The following is a 22,892-nucleotide window of genomic DNA, read 5'->3' as shown; positions in this document are numbered from 1 at the left end:
GATAGGAGGAGGTGTTCAGTCGTACTATTTTACAGCACGAGAGCGCATGCATTGGTCAATATTTCTCCTGGAGATCCTCAAGATAGAGACGAATCATTCCCTGTTCTTCCTCGTTCAGAGGAAATTGAAGCAGCGCAGGCGAGAGGACTGTTGTCGCTACCGCGCCGAACGTCGTCACTTCCGTACGGATGGCCATAGGAGGCAGCCGGACATACGCTGTACGCCGTTGGCCTCTAACTAGTGGCTTCACCAGTTGCTCCGGGAGGTTAGCTTGATTTGCGAGGAAGCATAGGAGGGCCTTCCACGGGCAGCGTGATATGAAAAGAGCTCCCCATCCCTTGTTCGCTTTCCACCGTAATCTTACCTCCATGCGCGTCAACAACATCTTTCACAATCTTTGTCCCGAGTCCGGTCCCGCCGACTTTGCGGCTGATCGCCTGATAGGTGAAGAGGCTTTCCCGGACTTCGAAGGACATGCCCTTGCCTGTATCAATGACCGAGAGGACGATGCTGCGCCCGGTTTCGTGGATGCAGCCCCGAACCGTGATTGATCCTCCGGACGGGACTTCGGGTATGGCGTTGTTAATGAGGTTATAGAGGGCATTGAACAGCCGGTTCTCATCAGCCTGGATCAGAGGGAGGGACTCCAGATCCCTGGCGCAGAGAGTCACTCCGCTTTCACTGGCGGGGATCCGGAGAATCGCATACACGCTCGAGACGACGTCGGTAATGCGGCAGGGACCAAACTGCGGCGTTCGTGAGAGACCTTTGACTGAATCCGCGAACTCTCGAACTCGATCTTGGACGCGCCCGGATCCATGCTGAATCATCTCGATGAGTTCCTTGGTCAAGGCATGGCTGCGTTGTGCCGCGGCAGCCACAGGCTGCGGTAATCGTTCATAGCACTCGTTGAGTTCATCCCCCAGGAGCGAGGCTCCATTTACGACGGGCATGAGCATATTATTGATATCATGCGCAATGTCCCCGAGCACTCGGGCCACCTCGGCCAGCCTCGCTTCCTCGAAAAGTTTGATCTCCGCTCGGTGGAGTTCCTCTTCGGTCTGCTTGCGGTCGATGAACTGACCGACTTTGATGCCGATATCAGCGACCATATCAAGCACATCCTCGTCCGTTTCACGGATCTCCTGACTAAAGAATTCAATGACCCCGTAGATACGCTCGCCCTTGCGCACCGGAAACGCACATTCTCCATGAAGCCCGGCCCTCACCGCCATTTGGGCCCGGCGAAAAGCGGAATCCGTCGCAACATCGGCAATCCAGATAGGTTTGCCGGTAGCCCAAACACTTCCGATGAGCCCTCCGCCTCGTTCAAAAACCCTTTCCTGGCTGTCCCTCACGAACTCCGATGCCGCAACACGCGGCGCATGCCAAAGATTTACAAACCGGAGCGACCCTGTTTGTTCATTCACACCCCAAAATATGCCTAATTTCCAGCCCATGCTCTCGCCGATGGCTCGCAGGATCGCCTGACCTGTCTCCTCTAAAGTGGAGGATTCCGCCAATGCTCGGGTCACGGCGTACTGGGCCTGGAGGCAGCGTTCGGAGCGCTCGGTTTGAGCCAAAGCGGTTGTGAGGACGGCCTGTTGGTCCATGATAATCCTTTCAATTGTTATGGCGAATGCCGCACTATCTCTTGCCGGTTCAGGCTGAAAGCCAGACAGGCGATTTACGCCGACCCACTCCTCGTTGTCCAGGATCCGCGTAGCCGGCTTATGTTGTCCGTGGATTCTGCGGTCAGGACTGATTATGCATTGGTCCTGCTACGTGGCGGCTGGTTGCATGTGGTGGCAGAGGCTGCATTCATCCTCCCTATACAAGACAGTCGCACATCACGGTGTCGGTATTCCCTGTCGGGTTATTCAGCTCGGTGAGAGCAAGATGCCATTTGTGCCCTTGGGAACATTGCTGGTGCACGATAAGACGCTCTGGGATGTCCTTTCCGAGATAGATACGGAGTTCATGGAGATCCGTGGTATTACAGATGTCGCAAGTAGCCATAGAAATGCCTTCCGTCCGACTTTTGTCTCTTTCCTTTCACTTGTCGACCTGCATCGGTTCCACCTCAGCCATACACTCTCAGGTACAAAAACAGTAGAACCACGCATGCCGCTGCGAGCATAAAAGGGATAAACCACTGTTGTAGAAAACTGTTCATAGAGAATTCTCAGGATGATTCAGCCGGCCGAGCCTCACACACGAGAGCTGCATCCGACTACCATTGTCTCCGTGTAGGATGCCGGAACCCCCAATATCATGCTGAGCAAAATTGACCAGCGGTAAGTGATCTTGAACGCCTTGATGTCGGTCTGTGAGCTATCTTGACCAGCTCATCATCGCCTTTTCAGGCACAATGTGAGGCATGGAGGTTGAGGAACGGCCGCGAGGCATCCCTCCTCCAACCAAGCATGCGCCAAATCGTACGGGGGTCTGCGATGCGGCGTCATACCCATGGCTCTTCTCGTAAAAAGGGAGAACACGAATGAATACGATTCCATCTATAAAATGCGCGATCGGCGTGGCGTCGTTCATGATTGCCATGTCCTTTGCACCGGTTATGGGACAGGCGGTAGACCGGCAACTGGAAAATGGTGTCCAAGGTCCGGCGGCAATCACCGAACCGAACGCAGCAGCAGGAGCGGTTGAAGACACCCTACAAGCCTGCATGGCGCGAATACCGAAGGACGCCAGCATCGGTCAACGGATGATCGCCGAGCAGGGCTGCTGGCGAGATGAAAATGATCGACAACCGTTTCGGTCCGAACCCGAAGCGCGTACCGCGAGTCGGTAATGCTCATAACAACCATTTCAGAGGTCTAGTAGAGGTCTAATTGTCCGTGGCTGGCTGTCGGGGAAAAGTCGTGTTCAGAGGGTGCTGTTGAGAAGTTGCGAAGCGGCGGGTAAGGGATTGATTCCCGGGTTGCATTCCTAGGAAGTATGTCCGAGGTAGGTCATGGACATTAAACAACCAGGGCGGGCTCTTCCGTGGCGGGCCCGTATGCGGACCAACGGTTGGTGTTGTGCGCCGAAGGGAAGTGCTGGGATCGGCACCAATGGCGACTTACCCGCCGTTACAGTTGCGGATTACGGTCCGCCCTCCTGTGTCTGGCGACGAGCACGGCTTTACTTACCGGGACATTGGACCAACTCCCTTGATTTGACCGACAAAGCGGCTCGGGCGGTGGACACGCTCAAGGCCGTGACAACTTCAATAGCGAATACCTGTTCGATGTGAGCGTGAAGAACCTGTCCGCTGATCCATTAATGGGGAGTCTCTCGTCATCGTTCTGGACAGGATTACCGATTTCAGCGGCGACCAATGGACGCTTGCTGCCCCTGGCGTGCTGCTTTCGGCCGTGGATTCCTTATGCGGCTCGATGACCATTGCTGGAAACGGACCTGAAAAACAAGTGATGGAACAACTGGCGCGAGCTTTTGAGGATCGTCACCTCGGCAGCTATGTTCAAATCGAGGGGATCTCGCCTCCCAGCCGATCGACTTGATTAAATCGGGGGATGTGGACGTGGCTGTGACAGGACATTTCGATACAAGCCTAGCCACAACCCCCATTGCCTGGGACGGCATTGCGGTCGTAGTGGACTTCACGAACCCCGTCAAAGCGCTGATGAAGCAAGAAGTCGCCGCAATCTTTACTGGCGCTGTTACCCGGTGGGCTGGGCGGCCCTGATATCGAGATCCATCCGATTGATCGCCCGCCGAACCAGCATATCCGCCGAAGCTTTGAAGAATTCCTGGGGATTGACGGCCGGTTACCGAATACAACGCGGGTGATTCTAAGATGAACATTCCTTATGCAGGACTTTATTGACCCACCCACAGAACTGATCAATTTTGACCGGACTCTACGTGAGTCCTTCGCCATATTCGTGCTGCGATCTGAGCTTTTCGGCGCCGTCATCCTAAGTTACAGCGAGTGACACGGTGACTTTTCGAGTAGCCGGTCGTTTCAGACCAGGTCATTAGGTTCTATTGCTGCAGATGTGGCTCTCGGTACATGGAAGTGGTCATTGCCTCTAGTGCCGCCGGGCCGTATTCATGGTTCAATCTGGGCCCTGTCCAAGATGGAATATAGTGCGGTCGAAGGCACGACGTCATGAACGGGCATAGGTACGACAAGATTGGAGATAACAGTCTTCGCCAATTCATCAGTATCTCCGAAACACCGCATATGCCACACACAAGAACTCTCGGCCATCTTTGGCCATGAACTAACCCTATTGGCGCGTGCCAGAGAACCATGCAGCCGATATGGTGACCATCGAATAAAATGCGCTATTTTGCGTCTCAGCACGGAGGCATTCCCATGACATTGGACTTCTCTCTCATGGATCGGATTTTCGAAGCGGTGCCCAGGGAGCCTGGTTGTGGAATGGAGGACTTGGAATCTCTCTTTCCTGACCTCACCTGGAATCAGATTTTCATCGAAGTGAACCGTCTGTGCGAGAACGGGAGACTGCTTCTGACTTTGGACGATGAAGGCGCCTTTACTGTCAGGAGATCCAACGGATATGGCGCGTCTTCTAAGTCTACGATTTGAGAGTCTTCGCTGCGTGAGTGCGCCGTCGGTGAGCTGTTTTGATCAGACTGCCATTACTCGTCTAGCCCATACTGTAGTTTCCGGAAGCGTGCAGCAACTCGTTTCATTTATATACGGGCCAGAAGGGAGCGACAATTAACATGCAGGCAACAATTCAACATTGGACTCGCGGTGGAGTGCGGATTAAATGGAGCGCTATCTTCGCGGGTCTTACCGTCGGCATGACGGTACAAATGGTCCTTACGCTGTTTGGGCTCGCGATCGGGGCGTGGTCAGTTGATTTGCGAGATGCACAACCGGCGCAAGGGATTCCATTAGGGACTGGCCTCTGGGCCGGCATCTCCATGCTCATCTCCGCGTTCATCGGCGGCTACGTGACGGCGCGACTGTCTGGAGCCTACCTCCGCATGGATGGGCTGTATCACGGCGCTGTCGTGTGGGGAGCGACGTGGCTGGCTTTTGCGTGGCTGGCTACGACTGCGCTGTCTTTCATGGTGGGAGGGCTCTTTAGCGCCTTCGGCTCCGGTCTGCAGGTGCTGAGTCAAGGAGCGGGGTCGGCGGTTTCTGCGGTGGCTGCGAAAGCCACGGAAAGCGGCAATCTCACAAAATCAGCAGCCGATCTTCGCAAACAGATCGAGTCCATTCTCAAGGCCACCGAAAAGCCTGAGCTGCAGCCCACGGCGATCACGAAAGACGCCGACAAGTTGACTGCGCAGGCGAAAAGCGGACAGTCCGTGGAAAGAGTCTCCGACTCAGTTGTGAGCGAGATCCAGGAGAAGCTCTCCGCCATGGATCGCGAGGCGGCTATGAATGTGATGGTGCACAAGCTGGGCCTGTCCGAAAAGCAAGCTCAAGACGTGGCCCAATCGACCGTCGGGGTCATTGCATCGATCAAAGAAGCGGGAACAGGTGTGAAGGAGCAATCGATGGATATCGGCAATACTGCAATCTCGCGCCTTGGGTCCACAGCCTGGTGGCTGTTTCTCTCTGCGGTGCTCTCTCTGGTGATGTCACTGGCCGGCGGAAGCCTTGGCGTTGCGCGGGAGTTATTGCGAGAGGTAGAAGATGAAACCCACGGCTCAGATGTCAGACGGGCGGTAAATGTGTGAGCGGGTCCGTTCAGGGGAGAAAATTGGTGTACCGGAGGCTTCATGTGCTGAAGCCTCCGGTTCGACGAAGAATGACGGTCTGCTCAGGATACGATCGAACCGTGGCCGCACAGACAACATGGAGGACATCTGAAACACGCGCCACAGATCTATGTGCTCACATTGAATTCACCGTATCGCCGGCTACAAAAGGACGAGCCTCGCTTCGCTCGTGGGTTCCGGCTCGCTTCTAAGCCGACCTGGATAAAGCGATCGTCAGCTAGGGCGCTATGAAGCTGTTCGGTAACGCAGCGACGGTACGGAGCCTTTCGCGGATCATAATAACGAGGTTCTCGTGGTCAATCAGAATCCAGAGGTCGTCTCCTGTGACGAACTGCCTGGTCAGAACCCCAGATATTCAGTCAGTACTGCGTCCGCCCATCCGGATTCCGATTCGATCCGATAACGATTCGGTCAGTCCATCGAAGCATCCTTAGCATTAAGAAGCCTGTTTGGGACGCTCCATGAACTTCCTGGGTGAGTCAGGGAGTGAAGGAGGTGGGAAATGATCTCACCGGTAAGGAAGGAAACAGGAGGCGGGCGTCCGCTACCTTCCATCTCAAGGGCCCATTGACATAACCCGTCTCGGCCCTGCGTCCGATCATTGGTTCCGAGCTGAGCAATATTGCTCAGCTTATTATTCTCTCGACGGATACCATGGATTCAAAATGATCGAGGTGGTATCGCGCTCGAAGGACGGCCAATGGTGTCCGTGTATGCACTCAACATCGAGGAGGAAAGTGATGAATCAAGAACAATTCGAACGTGCCAGCCAGATGGCTAAAAGTGACGGAGGAGGACGCACAGCGGATCAATGGAAACCTGGACACGTTCAATACAGTGGCCGAAGCGCACTACGGGCCATTAAAAGCAGCTGAGATTAACAAGTGGGCGCATCGCTGGTACTGCCATTGGAGCGGGCAGTATGCAGGCTATCAGGAAGCGTCTGATTCCTCATCGAAGACTTGAACTGAAGTTTGCGCTATGGAAACATTTAGCGGTCTGGAAAATAGGAACCGTGTGTTTCGGAAGATGGCATTGATCAGTATGGCTTTGTCGGCCTGCGTGTTGTCTGTATATATACTGCAATCGCTGGGCATTATTCCTTTAAACATTTTCTAGTTATTCCCGCTCGCCGCGGTCCCTGCTGTACCGATCGCTGAACTCAGCCGGCTGTATGATTCGCCATGGGACGATTTCAGCAGTGGGCGAAAGCCGTATTTATGCTTAGATCAATGAGAGGTGGTCTCTTCGACCGGCCAGGTGCCGGACCTCATGCCCACCATTGGTCCAAATCGGCAAAGAAGAATCGAATCTTACCGTGAAAGAAAGAGACAGAATGTCACTCGCATGACGCACGCCTCTGCACCATCTGGCTGAGCCAATGCAAGTGGCGGTAGGTCTCCACCGCGCCGCGCTTCTGGACAACGGAACGGGACCACCTGAAACGGGGTAGGTCCCTTCCGTGAAATTGGGTGGGTCCCTAAACATGAAACCGGTCACGTCACCGTTGTCGCTAAAGAAGCCATACCACGAACATACTTCTTCGCTGGGGTCCTTCAAAACTCGGTAGAATCGGTTGAAAGATCGGGATAGAATTAGAAAGCCGGTTGGCGGCGCTCTTTGGCCTTCGGGAGGCGACGGGAATGTGGAAAGGAGGCTCTCACCGTGGCTGGGTGGTCGCCGTTGGTAGAGATTATAGAAGGCGAGAAAATATAACTCATCAGCGCCGAAGTGTCGGACAGTAAAGAGACGACGTTCGACTCACGGTGAAGGATGATGTCGTGACGATTTCCGGCGAACGGAAGTTCGAGAAGGGAGACAAAGGACCAAAACATCATCGGATCGAGCGAGACTATGGAAGCTTTCGTGGGTAGTTTCGCCTTCCGAGGATGCGGATGGAAGTACGTGACGGCCGCCTACAACGACGGTGGAGAGCCAATAGGGCCTCGAGGATCTGTAATGGACCAAGACAACCGCCGTGCCAAGCGCGCCGAGTGAATCGTATTCTTTGAATCGCGCTCGCTGATATGAGTGTAAATATCGATAAAAAGAAAAGCCCGCCGCTGATTATTCACCTGGCATACAGCATCGCCTATTCATGCAAAGATCGAAACTGAGATTGTCCTACCAGAGGGGCCGGCTTTCCGGCACCCCTTTGGCGCGGAATCGGTCAACTCGCCTTCCGACGCGTCTCAAGAACCTGAATAAACCGTTCATCAGTCAAGATACCATGAAGGCGTTCCGTGATATAGCGACGGTACGGAGCTTTCTCCCTGGCCATAATGACGAGGTTTTCGCTGTCAATCAAAATGCAGAGTTCGTCTTCCGTGACCAGTTGCCGGGCCGGAACTCCGATGTTCAGCCGATACTGCGTTTGCCCGTCAGGATTCCGATTCGGCCCGACACCAAGCTCAGTCAGTCCGTCGATAAACCCATCGTGGCCTTCGTACCGATGCCTCACCTTAATGCCGTCAGGAATGCGTATCCATGAGGTCGTTCTTCGTGGCTGCCTTTGGGACGGTTTGTTCATGGTGTTGTTGTCGCCTTTCTAGCTAAAAGCCTTTGTCGGCGTCTCCGCGCGGCTCATCTCCCGCCTCTTATCGCAGATGGGGTCGAGACGCTATGGGAGCGCCCGGGAGCCGTGCCCTGATCGGTTCGGGTTCCTTATGGCCGTGCCGATTCTTTTCGATGCCGGCATCCGTTGTCTCCCCACATAGCAGGCATCGCCATCCGGCTGCTGATTCGCCGCTCATGGCTTCTTTCATTCTTACCGAGACCATCAATCCATTACATCGCCTGCAATGCATACTCGCTCCTTTTTGAGATTACAGAGTTTCAGTGTGTCGGGCTAAGTGCATCTCTTACACACCAGATAACCGGCTCTCGACGAATTTTATGCGACCAGCGAACGATTCAGGATAAGAGGAAACTACGGAGACTAACGATCAGTTGCGTAGGAACAGGGAATCAGCAGGAAGAAGCTATTGCGTGAGGGATGAGGATAAGAGCCATGACTCAACATAACCTAATCCTATCACATTTTTGCCAGTCTCAGCGCGGACATCACTCATTGCATATAGCGACCGGTAAAGAGCCACCGCCTGCGGCACTGAAAGGTGGCTTCGTGTCTGCCATTCAAAAGTGAGCAATATTGACCAGACCGTTATCCGTATGGCTGCTAGCATGCCGACTAGTCTGAATCGAAACTCTGTCCTGTTCAGATGATGGTGCGATGCTCTGCAGGCCGCCCGCTTCCGTTTCGGGGGCTAGCATAGTTGTCATTTTCCAGTTCCGGAAGTCGTTCCTAGGGTGGGGAACGACCGCGGAGGTGGTCCCGGATCGTCTGAATGAGCTTTGGGGCCGGGTCCCTTAAGGGACAACGTGTCGCATGGCACCGTAAGAAACCAAGCGACTTAACTGAACCTGAGGAGGACGCCAGGATGGAAACGACTTCAGTTATCGGAACCAAGAATAAAAAAGGGCAGGTCTACACGGATACGGCGGTCATGATGAATGAGGCTTCCCGCACGCAGAGTTTCTATACAGGGAGCGAAGTCATCAAGGAAGCCATCCGGCGCGCGAGTATCGATGTGATGATCGCCTATCCCATTACGCCGCAGAGCGAAGCGGCGGCATTGATCGGCGAATTGTTTGCCGAAGGGTATATCGGCGACTATTTCCGTGGCGAGAGCGAATTTGCAGTAATGTCGCAATGTGCCGGGGCTGCCTTCGGCGGCGCCCGCGTGTTTACGACTACCGCCGGACCGGGCACAATGCGGGCCATGGAAAACTTTCCCATGTGGGCCGGCGCGAGACTGCCCATTCAGATGATCGTCACGTGCCGCGGCATTAACTCGCCCTTATCGATCCAGCCGGATACCATTGAGATCTCATATCTTCTTCAGACCGGCATGCTGGTGTGGCATGCCGAGACCGCGCAGGACTTTTACGATTGGATTCTGAAGGGGTATATGGTCTCGGAAGAACCGGATGTCCATCTGCCGCTGGCACTCTGCTGCGACGGCTTTTTTGTCACGCATACGAAGGACGTGGTCGAGCTGACGCCGGCCGATATGTGTCTGCCGCCCTATGATCCCTATCGTTCACCGGTCCCGTGCATGGATATGGAATGCCCGCCGGTCCGCATGATGCGCGATCCGTTCGTGATGAAAAGCAATTACATTAGTTACGCCACGCATGCCAGCTGGCAACAGGAAATCTGGGCCGCCATGGAACGCTCGCGCAAGCACACGATCAAGTGGCTCGACGGCCTGATCGAGACCGAGAATGTCGACGCAGATATCCTTATCGTGACCTCGGGGACGGCCGTATCCCAGGGACGGGAGGCGATTCGACTTCTGGAGGATGAGGGCATCCGGGTGGGCTTGGTCAAGATCAAAACCGTCCGTCCTTGGCCAGAAGAGGAGATCAGAGAAGCGACTAAGCACGCCAGTCACATCATCGTTCCGGAGTTCAATGTGGTCGGATGGATGGCGCGTGAGATCAAAGCCACGATTCCCAATCATGAACGAGTCGTTGCCGGGCCACGCGTGTGCGGCGGCATGACGATGCCGCCCGAAATCATCGTCGAGGAAATTAAAACCGTGTTGGGCATGAGATCGCATGCGCTGACTGGACGCGGATAGTCGGGCAGCAGGGAACGGTCAGGACATCGGCCTCAATTGATTAGAAAAGAGGACAGCATGATCACAATGACATCGGCGGCTGAAGAGAAAATTAGCGAGCTCATGCAGGAGGAACCAGACACGATCGGGCTACGAGTCTTCGTCAAAGGCGGGGGCTGTCATGGGTACCAGTATGGAATGGCGTTTGAGTCAAAGTTGAGCGAGGACGACACCGTGCTCGAAAAAGGGAACGTCAAAATCATTATGGATTCGCAAAGCGCTCCCCTGTTAGCGGGCGTCGACGTGGACTATGTAGACACCCTGCAAGGCTCGGGCTTTGCGATCAAAAATCCGCAGGCGAAAACCACCTGCGGATGCGGCAGTTCGTTTAGTGCGTGACTGTTGCGTTTCGATACCAGGAGAGAGCAATGAGTTTCATCCGTGACATGGCGCCGGAACTCACAGTCTTGTTGTTTGTGATCGGGATGTCAGCCGCGTTTCTACTGGCATTCGTGCTGTCCCGATAAAGCAAACCTGATGTCTCCCGGCCTGTTGGTCAATGCATTCAGCCCAGCTCACACACCTGCCGCCTTAAAGGAGAGTTACGATGAGTCTTGATTATGTGAAGTTTACTCCAGGGTTCGAGCGGTTCATGCCGAAAGAGTATCGGGACATGGTGGCAAATGGACCGTTCGGAAAAAAAACCACGGTGTCTCAGATGGGCAGCTTCAAAGAAATCATGGAAGAGCACCCCATGTGCGCCGGCTGCGCCATGACCTTGTTAATCCGGTTGGCGGTCATCGCATTTCCGAATCCGGAAGACACTATTACGGTAGGAACGGCCGGGTGCGGCCGGCTGGCGATTTCGCAAGCGGCCATTCCCTTTGTCTATGGCAATTACGGCGACCAGAACGGCGTGGCGACCGGACTTTCGCGCGCCTTGCGGCTACGCTTCGGCGACCGACCAAAAGATGTGGTCGTGATGGCCGGCGACGGCGGCATGGCAGATATCGGATTTTCGTGTACGCTGCATTCGTGGTTCCGCCGGGAAAAATTCACCACCATCATGCTGGATAACGAGGTGTACGGCAATACGGGCGGCCAGGAAAGCGGTATGACGACGAGAGGAGCGGTGCTGAAGATGGCGCCGCTGGGAAAGAAATTCGACAAAATGGACATGGTCGGCATGGCCAAAATCGCCGGCTGCGCCTATGTCGCGACCGTCGTGCCGAATAATCCACGCCGGGTGGAAAGCGTCATCAAAAAGGCCGTCCTAATTGCCCGCGAGATCGGCCCGACCTATGTGCAGGCCTATACCTCGTGCAATATCGAGTATGCGATCCCGACCGATAAGGTCATGGAAGATGCGAAGGCCGTCGAGGACGACCGGTATAAATTTTCCGAGTATATGAGCGAGGACGCCAAGGAGTATTTGGCCGAGCGATACGGCTACAAGGGGCTTCCCCCGCAGCCGGCTACGGCCGTCACGAAGGCATGACACGTAAGGAGAAAGCATGGCTTACAGCGAGAAAGTCGTGGATCATTTCAGCAACCCGCGGAACATGGGGAGCTTTCAGAAAGATGAACTCGGCGGGGGCACCGGCGTCGTCGGCGCTCCGGAGTGCGGCGACGTCATGAAACTGCAGATCAAGGTGCAGGAAGGCACCATTGTGGATGCGAAGTTTAAGACATTCGGTTGCGGATCGGCGATTGCCAGTTCGAGCCTGTCCACGGAATGGCTGAAGGGCAAAACGGTCGAGGAAGCGGGCATGATTAAAAATACCGACATCGTGCAGGAATTGAACCTCCCGCCGGTCAAGATTCACTGCTCCGTGCTGGCCGAGGACGCGATTAAAGCCGCCGTGGCCGACTTTAAGCGGCGCTCGGCTTTGCACATCTGAAAATGAACCATGGCAAAGAGGAAATCATGGCAAATGCTCAACATGATAACGATAACAAACTCGAGAAGTCTAAATTTTCGCTCAACTATGGCATGCGTTTGGAGAAGGGCACGGTTGATGACATGACCCACCCACAGGTGCAGGTCACACTCCCGGGCGGAGTGGAAGGAAGCATGGCATTGCATGTCATCAACGGCACGGCCGATGAAATTAAAGCGCAGTTGCTTGAAAGTGTTGATGCCTTCTTTGAAATTTATGCCGGCATCGACGCCAACATTCCCTGCCAGGGCTAAAACGCGCAGATACATTTGTTCGCGCCGTTTGTGAGCCGCCGGAGCGACTCTATCGAGGAGACGAGCCCTGGGGTGTCAAAGAACCGAATAGCGACAGAGACTATCCTAGAACAGGACGCGGCGGCGAATGGATTTGGATTGTGCGCGCGCCGTCGCGATTAATGTGACACTTCACGAAGGGAGAGGACTATGGACACGCTCGCAACGTCGGAAGAAGACAATATTCGACCAGCGCCACGACCCAAAGTCAAACGGGTCAACGCTGGATCACCTAATCTGACGGGAAACGATCTTACGTGCAACGAGGCGGATGTTGACGGGCTGCTGTCGGCGGGCGAACTCACATAATCCAATTCGTTTACGAGCTTCGTGACGGTCGTGTTGTGTAGGCAGGGCCCGCTAATCGTGGAGGACGATATTGAGGAGCGAACTGTGCACGCTCAAGGTTCCATTGTAACTGATAAAGCCGAGCTTACGGAACTTGTTCATAAAGAAACTGACGCGGGACCGAGTGGTCCCAATCATTTCCGCGAGCGTCTCCTGGCTGACATTAGGAATAGATGATTCCCGTTGGCCTTCCTTTCCAAACCGTGCGAGCAAGAGTAGCGCGCGCGCCAATCGCTTTTCACTGGAATTAAAAAGTTGATCCACGAGGTCCTCTTCGACGCGCATGCTGTGAGTCAAGACGTAGCTCGTAAAAAATCTGGAAAAGCTCGGTTCCTCGCTGAGCACCTGAAGCATCGTCTCTTTAGGGATGCGCAGGATGCTGGATGCTTCAAGGGCGGTGGCGGTGGAGAGACGGAGCGCCTGACCGATGAGACATGATTCGCCGAAAAAGCTTCCGGTTCCCAGCATTGCAATGACCGCTTCTCTCCCCTGCTTGGAGACAACCGTCAGCTTCACTTTGCCGGCCTGGATGTAAAAGACGGCATCGGCCTGATCGCCTTGCGAGAAGATCCGCTGTTTTTTCCTGGAGGCTAGAATAGTCTTTCCATCACCGATTTTTGCCAGGAAGGTTTCGGGAGTGAACAGCTGCCGTGGTTTTTGTGGCATGGAGAGTTCCTGTATTTTGGGCAGCACAAGGATGCCTGCCAGGCACGGCAGGACAATCCTTCTAGAAGTCGCCGACTAAGGCGAAGCCATTATACATCTTGTAGTGGTTCTATCCAAGGTGCCAGCGCGACCCAAGGCGCCAGCGCGACACTTCGTAAAGGGCTGATGAGCTATTTTGACCAGACGGCGAAGAGTTTTCAAGCCACACTGGGACGCATGATCGGAAAAGCCCAGGCTTGGCGATTTGCCCCTTGCCTGTGTCGCGCATATAACAGATCCGTGCGGCGGAATTGTCTTGTCACCGGCCGCTGGCGGTGACTCAAGGGGCGAGCTGCATGGGCACTCTTGATGATCTGCGAGGAGAACGATGGATCTCATTAAACCTGCGAAGCCATCTCTATGCATCGAAGATTCCCGATCACGACGCTTATTATTGGTGGATCCGTACCCGAGGAGTAATCCCTATTACCTAACGGCATCGGAACGGCGCGCGGTCTGGTTTCCTAAACTCAGCCTTCCCGTCATCGCGGCCTACACGCCTAAACCGTGGGACATCGAGCTCGTAGATGAAGCGGTCAAGGATGTTGACTTCGATGCACCCTGTGATCTTGTCGGGCTTTCGGTCATGACGTGTTATGCGCCGCGGGCGTATGAGATTGCCACAGAATTTCGGAGGCGCGGGAAAACGGTCGTGCTGGGCGGTGTGCACCCTACCTATTGTCGTGACGAGGCATTGGAATATTGCGATGCGGTGGTCTGCGGAGAAGCCGAAGATCTATGGCCGGAATTGCTTTCTGATTTTGAAACCGGAACGATGAAGCGGATCTATGCCATGAGCCGTTTTCCCGATCTGAATCACTACAAGAGCCCGCGCGTCCAGCTGCTCAGCCCCGATGCGTACATGACCCGGCAATGCAGTTTTACCACGCGGGGGTGCCATTTCGAGTGCGAGTTCTGCAGTGTGTCTCCATTCAATGGAAAGATGACGAGACGGCGCCCGGTCGACGAGGTTGTTACAGAGTTGACTCAGATTCAACAATGGATTCGAAGCGAACTCGTGGAACGCATGGCCAAAGGATCGCTCGCGCAAGCGCTTGTCACAGGGCTTCGCATCAGGCTGGGCATTGAAGACGGTACGATCTTCGCGTTCGTCGATGATTTGCATAACAGCAACCGGGCTTACTGCCGGGAGTTATGGGCTGCCTTGAAGCCACTCAAGATCAAGTGGGGCTGCCAGGCAACTATGTTCCTCGGTGATGATCCTGACATGGTCGCTCTGGCGGCCGAGAGCGGCTGTGTGTCGGTCTTTGTGGGAATGGAATCGCTCGATGAGCATGCGCTGGACGAAACCAATAAGTCCTTCAACCGTGTGCAGAAGTTCTCGGACGAGATCAAGATGTTTCACGACCACGGAATCATGGTTAATCCCGGCATTGTGTTCGGGTTCGACCATGACGATGAATCGGTCTTCGAGCGCGCCGTCGAGTTTCTCAATAAAAACCGGGTTGAACTCGCCTATTTCAACGTGCTGACTCCGCTTCCGGGGACGACGCTGTACGAGCGATACAATCGAACGGGACGCATCTTTGATCGAGACTGGGCGAAATACGACGGCAAACATGTCGTGTTCTATCCCAGCCGCATGACTCCGGAGCAATTGCAGGAAGGATTCTACTGGGCCAATCATCAATTGTATTCGATCCGCTCAATTTGGAAACGTTTGTCCGGCACCAATCAGCGCTTCATCCCCCGTTGGGAAATGAATCGAGAATTTCGAAAGCTGGTTAAGCGATCCTGTCCCCGCGGCACTTTGTCACCGGTCGCCTCGGTCCTCAAAACCTTACAGGCCACCTTGCCCTCATCGGAGACCGATCATCTGATTCCCAATGCGCTGCATGCGTTTGTGCAGACAGGGGTCCAGCAGGCGGCTCCAAGCCATGCGCCATGGCTGAGCATAACGGCCAAGCGATACGACAAGTTTACGGCACTGCTGGTGAAACTTGACGGCACACTGGACCGGTTAAATGCAGCGGAACTGTTGGCACGACTCAGCGTAGCGGCCGAAAAAGCGGGGCTCGACATCATTATCGATTTTGAACATGTGAAACACGCGACTCCCGATGCCCTGAAAGTATTGATGGACGGCGACGCGCTCAAAGCGCTCATCCCTTATGGGAAACTCCAATACCGGAAGTTCAAGGCTGCGTTCGACCAGTCGGTACATCAGCTCGCGATCAATAAAACTTCCATGCCGAATGAAGTATCAGAGGCATAATGGTCGCAGCTTGCCCGATTGATCGAGCCTAACGAGTTTGCCTATGGGTACCGCTTTCATAGGTTAGAAGCCGCCCAGTCAGTGGATCGGATGTGATCGGCGGTGGCGCCCAGCTCAATGAAAAAGTGGGATTTGGTCCTGTCATCAACAGAAAGCGATAGCACTATGTTCAAGCCCATTGTGTTTGATGTATTCGGAAAGCGGATTCAAGCCATGCGGGCTCATAGCGGCTGGGAGTTGTTCGAGATAGGCAATGAAGGGAAGCAGCGTCGTTTCGGGGGAGCTATCGTTCCGCCGGACCTGTCCGAGGACCAATTGCTTTCATTCTTGGACGACCTGTTTCACCAATACGCGACGCCGATACGCTCGCGTGTCCGCAGGATTGATTAACAGGCCCCGTCCGAACACCAGTGAATCCCCATAATAGCTCTTCTTGTTACTCGCATTGGCTTGAGGTTGAGCAATATTGCTCAGCTTATCATTCGCTCATGAGGTAGCATGACCTCAGATATAACGAGTGCTTCGGAGATGGGGTTCTCTTCGGTTTTGTTTAATCGGATGATGACCGAAGATTGAAGTGCAATGAGACGCTGGTCATTTTGTGTTGGCTGGAACGGGAGGCATGCGATGCGGTGGCCGACGATGCAGTGGCCTTATGCTTTTTGATGCCCATCCGGCTTTTAGAATGCATGCAGGGGGAGAGCGGGACCTTGCGTTGTGTCAACTGTGGGGGGCTGGTGGATTGTAACATGCGCAAAAAGAAAGCCTCGGGCCATGGCGGTGCCCTTCAGCCGCAGAAAGTTGTTGTGCGGGAGTTACGGCGAAAATATGCGATCCGTACAGCGATGGCTATGCAAAGGACAACGGGCGACGAATGATCGGTACACACAAGCCGGTAAACCAAGGAGTACATCATGAAGCAGAATCCACGCTTCATACCATGTGCCGCGCCGGAGTGCCACCTAAGCTGTGGCATTGATTCGAGACCCATCGGCTGTCGGATCCTATTCATCGGCGTGCTTGCCGCTACACTGGCGACGGCTTCTCTTACGCGTGCGACTGAAAGCGGTTCCCCGTTGCAAGCTGTGAAGACGACGGTTACCGAGTTGTTCAACATCGTGAAAGGACAATCCGAGCAGAACCGGTGGGACCAACGATGGGATATCGAACAGATCATTAGGCGCCATGTCAGCTATGATGAAATGGCAAAACGCAGTCTTGGCGATACATGGATGGGATTGGACAACACCCAACGGGACGAGTTTGTCGGTCTATTTGTACAAATGCTGCGTGATGCGCTCGCGAACCGGCTGTTTCAATACTCCGATGAACAAATGACCTACCTTTCGGAAGAGCGAGACCAGGGTTGTGCGAAGGTCGACACAAAATTATGGGGTCACAAAATCGACACAACGGTCGAGTTTCGTCTAAAAAACCAGGCCGGACGATGGCCGCTGTATGACGTCGTGGTCGATGGAGCGAGCATTGTCAACAACTACCATGCGCAGTTCTCGGCCGTTATGCGAGAGATCTCGTATGCCGGATTGATCGATAAAATGAAGCAGAGAACGTTGATGGTGAAGATGTTTGAAGGGAGCGGTCCGTAATGATTTGCTGCATTCAATTTCACGAGGGGCCGCGCCGGGTGCTCTTTCGGCCGCGCGCGATTCCCGAGTCACCGTCGCTCCTATGCATCGAAGTTTGGGGACGCGGTGCCGTCACATAACGGGCAACGTTTCGGACGCCGATAGGAGGTCGTCTCCCGAAAGTCTACATTTCTGCTTCTACAACTCGTGAGGGGTGAGAGACATGTACCCAATTTTAAGTCTGATCGGACTATTGCTTTTCACATGGGCCGCCGCAATGTGGGCATCCTATGCCGAAGACAAAGGCTAAACGGTGTGGGATTCCACCGCGATGAAAGGAAGACTCATGGTAAAGATTGGCGTGCTGGCCCCTTGGTTCCCTCACGACATGCTCACGATCGCCGCTGTTTGTCTTGGTGGACTGACAATCGCTGCGACGCTTTACGTATTTATCTATGACTACGCTAGGCTGTCGAAGGAAAGCCGACAACGACATGGTTAAGGAGGCGTCCATACGGCAATAAGCGACGACTGACCGATAAGGAAGGATTTGCAATTATGAGATCGATCGTCATTAATACCAGTTATGGAGAGTTTTGCGTCAGCCATAAGGCGTTTTTGAGATTACGAGAACTGGGGCAAGCAGAGGCCCTGCGAGAACCGGACAAAGGAGCTTACTGGCCGCAAGCGGCTCCATTGAATGAACCGAGTCTTAACCGGTGCGGGCAACTGGTGCCGAGGGACGATGTCAACCTCGTACAGGTCGTGAAAGAGCTTGGGATTGACGCCAATGGCCATGCGGCGTCATTGAAAATTGTCCAGGTTCCATTGGAAGTGCCCTGGGAGATTGAGAAAACGGACGGCGTCGAGCATGTCAGTGAACGACATCGCAAATGGCGATAAAGACAAAGTACAGACTCGTCTCGGGCCCGGCATTCTTTTGACTTTGTTTGCAAGCCATTGGACATACTTGTTCGGTTCTGCGCGCTATACTTTCGCGCGCCTTCGCTTATCACCAAGTTCCTGCTGAAAACAGACTTCTGAAAAGCCCATCGCTTTGCGGCGGGGCCCAACCATTGATGGCCGCCCTGTTTCGATGGAGCACGGTGTCTATAAGGACCGGCCTGAAGGACCAGTCCAAACGCCGGACTGCGGGAACGCACGAAGTCACGCGAGTGGCTGGCCTCAGGCTGCTGAGGCCGGTCCTCATATGTGGACTTGTGTTACTTTCGTTGGTCCGGCACGAATGAGACGTCCGTCACTTTATTTTCTTCATCCACGAAGAGCACCGCTGCATCGTCTTTAACCAACGTTCCCAGCCGTTCCTGTATGAGCGGCCGCACCTCATACGAGCGTTCCTTGCCGTTTTCGGTTTGAATGACAATCCTGTTGTTCTTCAACGGCTTCACGATAATGCCCGTCACTCTCGCAAGGTTGCCCTTTATGGGACTCTTTTTTAGCGACAGTTCGGCGGCGCGCCGAACGGCTTCCGTGCTGCCGAACGTCACATCAACGATCTTATCCAACTCATCGATGAGGAAAAGGACGTCAGCTCCCACAGGAACGGAGCCCACTTTGCTTCTGGCGACTGGTCGCACTGCGTGAGATTGTTCTTTGCCATCCGGGGTGCGAATGACTGCCTTATCGAGACCGGTCTCCAACGGCTCGGCGATTTGCCCTACCACGACATGATGGTGGCCGGATTCGCCTGCCAGATGTACGTCGACCAGCAGATTTTGATCATTGACCGTAATCTCGACCAGATCTCCTGTCTTGAGTTCAGGCAATGCCTTCTCTTTTCGCACGCCCATGGGGATGAACCGCGGCTGCACCTCTCCGGTACCGATTCGTGCCTGGTCGCTTCTAACGTCTTCCACGATGCCAAGCAGCACGCGGTCTCCGGAAAGGAGCTGGGGGGCGGTTCCTCCTGACTCAGCCGCAGCATAAGTCAGGGATGTCGCGGTGATTGCCCACATCGTGAGGAGCGTGAGTCGCCATAAGGCCTTGTGCGTCATGTCGCTTTCCTTTCTCATTCGGTGGTGTGATAACAGAAATGATAAAGACTGCCGCAGCGCAACGCCGTGAGCCGATGATCAGAACGCTTAAGCAACTGCTGTACCATGGCCTACAGCGGATTAATCACATCGTCGGTCATGCGGCCGACCGGAAAACCCGGGGCTCGCACTGTACACCATGTGCGGCTTCGCACTTTCGAGAATGGTTTTCTCTGGTCATTCATCATCAGTGTGCGATTGTTCCATGTCGCAAGTGCCTGAATGCAGGCAGCCTTCAAAATTATCCTTGAGACACCAGAGTTGGCGCTTCGAGCGGTCAACGACTTGAATGATGCCGACGATCTTGCGTACTTGTTGAACTACGATACGGTCTATGGGCGCTACCATGAGAAGGTCGTACCGGTCCCCGCTGGCCTGAAGATCAAGGAGACAACCTATCCTGTGTTCAAAGAGAAAGATCCGGGTAGGTTACCCTGGAAGAAACTGGAGATCGACATCGTGCTGGAATGCACGGGGATGTTTAACCAGCAGGCGGATTTGGAACGTCACCTGGCGGCGGGCGCCAAGACCGTCATCCGCCAAAGGCCCGGAGATTGCGACCATGGTCCATCGGGTGAACACGGCAAACGGACCGACGACAGGGATCATCTCCTGCGCCAGTTGCACCACGACTGCATTGCCCCTGTAGTGGAGGTCATGGGAAGAAGAATCGGGGTCGAGAAGGCCATCATGACCACGGTGCATGCCTATACCGCCACCCAGGCGACTGTCGATCGGCCGAATAGGAAACGACGGCGGGGCCGGGCTGCCGCGGCGATGTGATTCCTTCTTCGACCGGCGCCGCCATTGCGACGACCAAAGCCCTGCCGCAGTACGCGGGCAAGTTCGATGGCCTCGCCGTTCGCGTTCCGCTGGCGATCGGCTCCCTCGCGGATCTCGTGTTCCTCACGAGCCGGCGCACCACGGTTGATGAAGTCAACATGATCTTTGCGGAAGAGGCAGGGAGCGACCGGTACCGAGGCGTGCTCGGCGTGACAGAGGAGCCGCTCGTCTCCTCGGACATTATTCAGGACCCACGCGCGTCGATCGTGGATCTGCAGTTGACCCAGGTGGTGGACGGGAACCTCGTTAAAGTGATGAGCTGGTACGATAATGAGTGGGGATATACGTCTCAGATGATTCGGGAAGCCGTGAGAATCGGGGTGTCCTAAGTCGAAGGCGTCCAGTGATAGCCGTTCTCTCCGTGAAGCCGCATTTCCTGTGCAACATTCTCTGTGAGCAAGCGGTCAATTGTTTCCGGTGTAACAGTTCTGTCTGGTAAGCGTCGCTTAGCGGCGGGGGCCCAACCCTCGATGGCCGCGCTGTTTCGATGGAGCACGGCGACCGTGGGCTCGTTTCTGTCGAGGTTGGTATTGTTGACAGGGACAGTCCCGGCATAGTCCTCGAGCGCCGGCTACAACACGATGCTGACGTTTATTGTGTCCGCAGCGGCACAATCGGTCGGCTTTCGTTCGCGCGCTCATGGATTGGCGCTGATCTAGATCAGCCGGTGGTTTCCAAGCGTCCCGTAGTGATGTTGGTAGGAAGGGGTTGGGCTAGAGGTTTTCTTCTCCCGGGCACGTACTTGAGCCGGTAGAAAGTCGCTAGCCAACAGACCGACAGCAGTCCGACATGGAATAAAATATCGGTCCAGAAGCCGAAGATATATCCTGATTCCGCTCCGCGAGTATATCCGATCAAGAGGGTCAAGGCTCCGAGAGTCAGCCAACGGACACCGGCCGTGAACTCTGCTCTATGATGATCGCCATGAGAGTCTTCACTGACCTTCTGCATGTTATCGAAGGTGGTATGGCGTCTTGAATTGATTGATTGCCGCCGGTATGCCCGGAACAAAAAACCGATTCCTCCGAGCGAGATAAGAAAGCCTAATAAAACTAAATCGTAGGTACTGATCATTACTTGCGCTCCATTCCTATGGACCAAGACGCATACCTGGAACAGGTGATTGGGCAAGGCTCAGGTCGTGGGCCGGAAAATTTCTTCTGGGCGGGGTTACAACATGGCTGGTGTGTCACTATGTCAGTGAACTAAAGGTGTCACCGTACTATAAGTCATCATGCAGCCGCAAGGTGAAACTTGACAAGGCCGGCAAAAAGGTCTAGTGAAGAAGGTTGATTCAGGAGGATGCCATGGAACCGGGGTAACCTCCGCTCAGGATAGTGATGGTTCAGTATATGCGCCTTCGGGGTTTGCCCCGGAGGCGTTTTTTATTTCAACGGATGCATCGGCCACGTAGCATCGTTCCCTATGTCTACAAGGAGGTGCGCGTATGAAACGCTATCTTGCCATCTTACTCGGGCTTCTAACGGGAGTGCTTCCGGCGGTTGCGTGGGCTGAGGGAGTCAGCGGATATTCCCGGGGGCAATGCGATGTTATATTACAGCCTCATGGCATTTGTGCTGATCTACGGATTGCATGACACCTTCCATACTAAGTGGCTCACCTGGGCGGGAGCTATTATCATTCCGGTCCTGTTCTATGTCTCGTTACCGGCTCAGTAACTATGGTTGCATGGAAAAAGGCCGGTCCCGCGCATGCGCGGGACCGGCTCTTACATCCCTATTTCACGATGTCGAGCAGTTCCACTTCGAATACCAGAGTTGCACCCGGCTTAATCGTCGGTGGTGAGCCGCGGTCTCCATAGGCCAAATTCGACGGACACACCAACCGGCTCTTGCCTCCGACTTTGATTTTTTGCACGCCCTCGGTCCAGCACTTGATGACTTGATTGAGCGGGAAAGTTGCCGGTTCGCCCCGCTTGACGGAACTGTCGAACACCGTGCCGTCGAGCAGGGTGCCGTGGTAGTGAACCTTTACCGTATCGGTCGCCTTTGGATTTGCACCCTTCCCCTCCTTGATCGTCGTCAGGATGGCGCCCGACTCTGTTTTTGTCGCACCTGATTCGGCGGCTGCTTTAGCCAAGAAAGTCGCTCCGGCCTTCTTCTCTCCCTCGGCGAGCGCTGCGGTCCGGGTCTTCTCCAGTTGTTCGATCTTGGGGCCGTAAGTCTTGAGCTCAACTTTTGAAGGGCGTTTGAGGACGCCGTCGGAAAGACCGGACTTGACGAATTCGAGTTCGGATTCGTTCAATCCGAAGACGCCGAGCGATTGGCTGATCGCGATGCCCAACGCATAGAATGTTTTCTGTTCGTCTGACGCGGGGTCCGAAGCGGCTGATGCTCCGGATGCCATCAACCATAGGAGAATCGAGCAACAAGAAACGACGATACGCATAACGAATCCTTTCTCATGAGTCGCTGAACCGCGACCGGGCGATTGCCTCGTAATGGCAACACAGATGTAACGTAGGCCAGCCTACACTACGGGCACAAGATAAATTTGCACGACCTTCGGGCCGAC

The 22,892-nt window shown here is 54.6% G+C and carries 22 protein-coding genes and 1 pseudogene; 16 read left to right on the top strand and 7 right to left on the bottom strand.

The window, feature by feature from the left end; all coding sequences use genetic code 11:
- Window positions 1–55: 55 nt before the first annotated feature.
- Both ACWGXE_RS14685 and ACWGXE_RS14680 read right to left on the bottom strand, forming a co-directional pair.
- Window positions 56–196 (bottom strand): hypothetical protein, encoded by a 141-nt coding sequence (locus ACWGXE_RS14685; protein ID WP_447598611.1) that lies wholly within the window; start codon window positions 194–196, stop codon window positions 56–58.
- 70 nt (window positions 197–266) lie between these two features.
- Window positions 267–1,613 (bottom strand): sensor histidine kinase, encoded by a 1,347-nt coding sequence (locus tag ACWGXE_RS14680; protein ID WP_447598610.1) that lies wholly within the window; start codon window positions 1,611–1,613, stop codon window positions 267–269.
- 887 nt (window positions 1,614–2,500) lie between these two features.
- Here ACWGXE_RS14680 and ACWGXE_RS14675 point away from each other — a divergent pair.
- From ACWGXE_RS14675 to ACWGXE_RS14655, 5 genes are all read left to right on the top strand, one after another.
- The gene (locus tag ACWGXE_RS14675) at window positions 2,501–2,809 is read left to right on the top strand and encodes a hypothetical protein (protein WP_447598609.1); all 309 of its coding nucleotides are present in this window, start codon (window positions 2,501–2,503) and stop codon (window positions 2,807–2,809) included.
- Window positions 2,810–3,535: 726 nt separating this feature from the next.
- On the top strand, window positions 3,536–3,706 hold the full coding sequence (locus tag ACWGXE_RS14670; RefSeq protein WP_447603747.1) for a substrate-binding domain-containing protein: 171 nt from the start codon (window positions 3,536–3,538) through the stop codon (window positions 3,704–3,706).
- A 636-nt stretch (window positions 3,707–4,342) separates the two neighbouring features.
- On the top strand, window positions 4,343–4,576 hold the full coding sequence (locus tag ACWGXE_RS14665; protein WP_447598608.1) for a hypothetical protein: 234 nt from the start codon (window positions 4,343–4,345) through the stop codon (window positions 4,574–4,576).
- A 140-nt stretch (window positions 4,577–4,716) separates the two neighbouring features.
- Complete coding sequence (locus ACWGXE_RS14660) at window positions 4,717–5,685, top strand: hypothetical protein (RefSeq protein ID WP_447598607.1); 969 nt, start codon at window positions 4,717–4,719, stop codon at window positions 5,683–5,685.
- A 1,808-nt stretch (window positions 5,686–7,493) separates the two neighbouring features.
- On the top strand, window positions 7,494–7,601 hold the full coding sequence (locus tag ACWGXE_RS14655) for a hypothetical protein (protein ID WP_447598606.1): 108 nt from the start codon (window positions 7,494–7,496) through the stop codon (window positions 7,599–7,601).
- A gap of 296 nt (window positions 7,602–7,897) precedes the next feature.
- Here ACWGXE_RS14655 and ACWGXE_RS14650 read toward each other — a convergent pair whose 3' ends face one another.
- On the bottom strand, window positions 7,898–8,257 hold the full coding sequence (locus ACWGXE_RS14650) for a hypothetical protein (RefSeq protein WP_447598605.1): 360 nt from the start codon (window positions 8,255–8,257) through the stop codon (window positions 7,898–7,900).
- Between the two features lie 910 nt (window positions 8,258–9,167).
- On the opposite strand from ACWGXE_RS14650, the gene ACWGXE_RS14645 reads away from it, so the two are divergent.
- The 5 genes from ACWGXE_RS14645 to ACWGXE_RS14625 all read left to right on the top strand — a co-directional run bounded on the left by ACWGXE_RS14645 (window position 9,168) and on the right by ACWGXE_RS14625 (window position 12,546).
- Window positions 9,168–10,373, top strand: a complete 1,206-nt coding sequence (locus ACWGXE_RS14645) for a transketolase C-terminal domain-containing protein (RefSeq protein WP_447598604.1) — start codon at window positions 9,168–9,170, stop codon at window positions 10,371–10,373.
- A 57-nt stretch (window positions 10,374–10,430) separates the two neighbouring features.
- A complete protein-coding gene (gene erpA, locus ACWGXE_RS14640) occupies window positions 10,431–10,751 on the top strand; it encodes an iron-sulfur cluster insertion protein ErpA (protein ID WP_447598603.1) in 321 nt (106 codons plus the stop codon).
- A 208-nt stretch (window positions 10,752–10,959) separates the two neighbouring features.
- Complete coding sequence (locus ACWGXE_RS14635; protein WP_447598602.1) at window positions 10,960–11,850, top strand: thiamine pyrophosphate-dependent enzyme; 891 nt, start codon at window positions 10,960–10,962, stop codon at window positions 11,848–11,850.
- A 16-nt stretch (window positions 11,851–11,866) separates the two neighbouring features.
- Window positions 11,867–12,253, top strand: coding sequence for a Fe-S cluster assembly scaffold IscU (gene iscU, locus ACWGXE_RS14630; RefSeq protein ID WP_447598601.1), 387 nt, complete (start codon window positions 11,867–11,869; stop codon window positions 12,251–12,253).
- A 26-nt stretch (window positions 12,254–12,279) separates the two neighbouring features.
- On the top strand, window positions 12,280–12,546 hold the full coding sequence (locus tag ACWGXE_RS14625; protein ID WP_447598600.1) for a hypothetical protein: 267 nt from the start codon (window positions 12,280–12,282) through the stop codon (window positions 12,544–12,546).
- A gap of 399 nt (window positions 12,547–12,945) precedes the next feature.
- Here the strand turns inward: ACWGXE_RS14625 and ACWGXE_RS14620 are convergent, their stop codons facing one another.
- Window positions 12,946–13,599 (bottom strand): Crp/Fnr family transcriptional regulator, encoded by a 654-nt coding sequence (locus ACWGXE_RS14620; RefSeq protein ID WP_447598599.1) that lies wholly within the window; start codon window positions 13,597–13,599, stop codon window positions 12,946–12,948.
- A 367-nt stretch (window positions 13,600–13,966) separates the two neighbouring features.
- Here ACWGXE_RS14620 and ACWGXE_RS14615 point away from each other — a divergent pair, with 367 nt between their 5' ends.
- The 4 genes from ACWGXE_RS14615 to ACWGXE_RS14600 all read left to right on the top strand — a co-directional run bounded on the left by ACWGXE_RS14615 (window position 13,967) and on the right by ACWGXE_RS14600 (window position 18,363).
- Complete coding sequence (locus tag ACWGXE_RS14615; RefSeq protein ID WP_447598598.1) at window positions 13,967–15,874, top strand: cobalamin-dependent protein; 1,908 nt, start codon at window positions 13,967–13,969, stop codon at window positions 15,872–15,874.
- 165 nt (window positions 15,875–16,039) lie between these two features.
- Window positions 16,040–16,264, top strand: coding sequence for a DUF7661 family protein (locus tag ACWGXE_RS14610; RefSeq protein ID WP_447598596.1), 225 nt, complete (start codon window positions 16,040–16,042; stop codon window positions 16,262–16,264).
- Window positions 16,265–16,959: 695 nt separating this feature from the next.
- The gene (locus ACWGXE_RS14605) at window positions 16,960–17,481 is read left to right on the top strand and encodes a Tgt2/MlaC family protein (protein ID WP_447598595.1); all 522 of its coding nucleotides are present in this window, start codon (window positions 16,960–16,962) and stop codon (window positions 17,479–17,481) included.
- A 537-nt stretch (window positions 17,482–18,018) separates the two neighbouring features.
- The gene (locus ACWGXE_RS14600; protein WP_447598594.1) at window positions 18,019–18,363 is read left to right on the top strand and encodes a hypothetical protein; all 345 of its coding nucleotides are present in this window, start codon (window positions 18,019–18,021) and stop codon (window positions 18,361–18,363) included.
- Window positions 18,364–18,683: 320 nt separating this feature from the next.
- Here the strand turns inward: ACWGXE_RS14600 and ACWGXE_RS14595 are convergent, their stop codons facing one another.
- Window positions 18,684–19,475, bottom strand: a complete 792-nt coding sequence (locus ACWGXE_RS14595; RefSeq protein ID WP_447598593.1) for a hypothetical protein — start codon at window positions 19,473–19,475, stop codon at window positions 18,684–18,686.
- Window positions 19,476–19,736: 261 nt separating this feature from the next.
- Between ACWGXE_RS14595 and ACWGXE_RS14590 the strand changes: the two are divergent.
- Window positions 19,737–20,686: pseudogene (locus tag ACWGXE_RS14590) on the top strand (type I glyceraldehyde-3-phosphate dehydrogenase).
- Between the two features lie 331 nt (window positions 20,687–21,017).
- Here the strand turns inward: ACWGXE_RS14590 and ACWGXE_RS14585 are convergent.
- A complete protein-coding gene (locus tag ACWGXE_RS14585) occupies window positions 21,018–21,431 on the bottom strand; it encodes a hypothetical protein (RefSeq protein WP_447598592.1) in 414 nt (137 codons plus the stop codon).
- 473 nt (window positions 21,432–21,904) lie between these two features.
- Between ACWGXE_RS14585 and ACWGXE_RS14580 the strand changes: the two genes are divergently transcribed.
- Window positions 21,905–22,036, top strand: a complete 132-nt coding sequence (locus ACWGXE_RS14580; protein WP_447598591.1) for a hypothetical protein — start codon at window positions 21,905–21,907, stop codon at window positions 22,034–22,036.
- 58 nt (window positions 22,037–22,094) lie between these two features.
- Here the strand turns inward: ACWGXE_RS14580 and ACWGXE_RS14575 are convergent, their stop codons facing one another.
- Window positions 22,095–22,766 (bottom strand): FKBP-type peptidyl-prolyl cis-trans isomerase, encoded by a 672-nt coding sequence (locus tag ACWGXE_RS14575; protein WP_447598590.1) that lies wholly within the window; start codon window positions 22,764–22,766, stop codon window positions 22,095–22,097.
- Window positions 22,767–22,892: the final 126 nt, after the last annotated feature.

The sequence above is a fragment of the Nitrospira sp. Nam80 genome (genome assembly GCF_965152575.1).
This window is presented reverse-complemented; position numbering and strand designations above follow the sequence as displayed.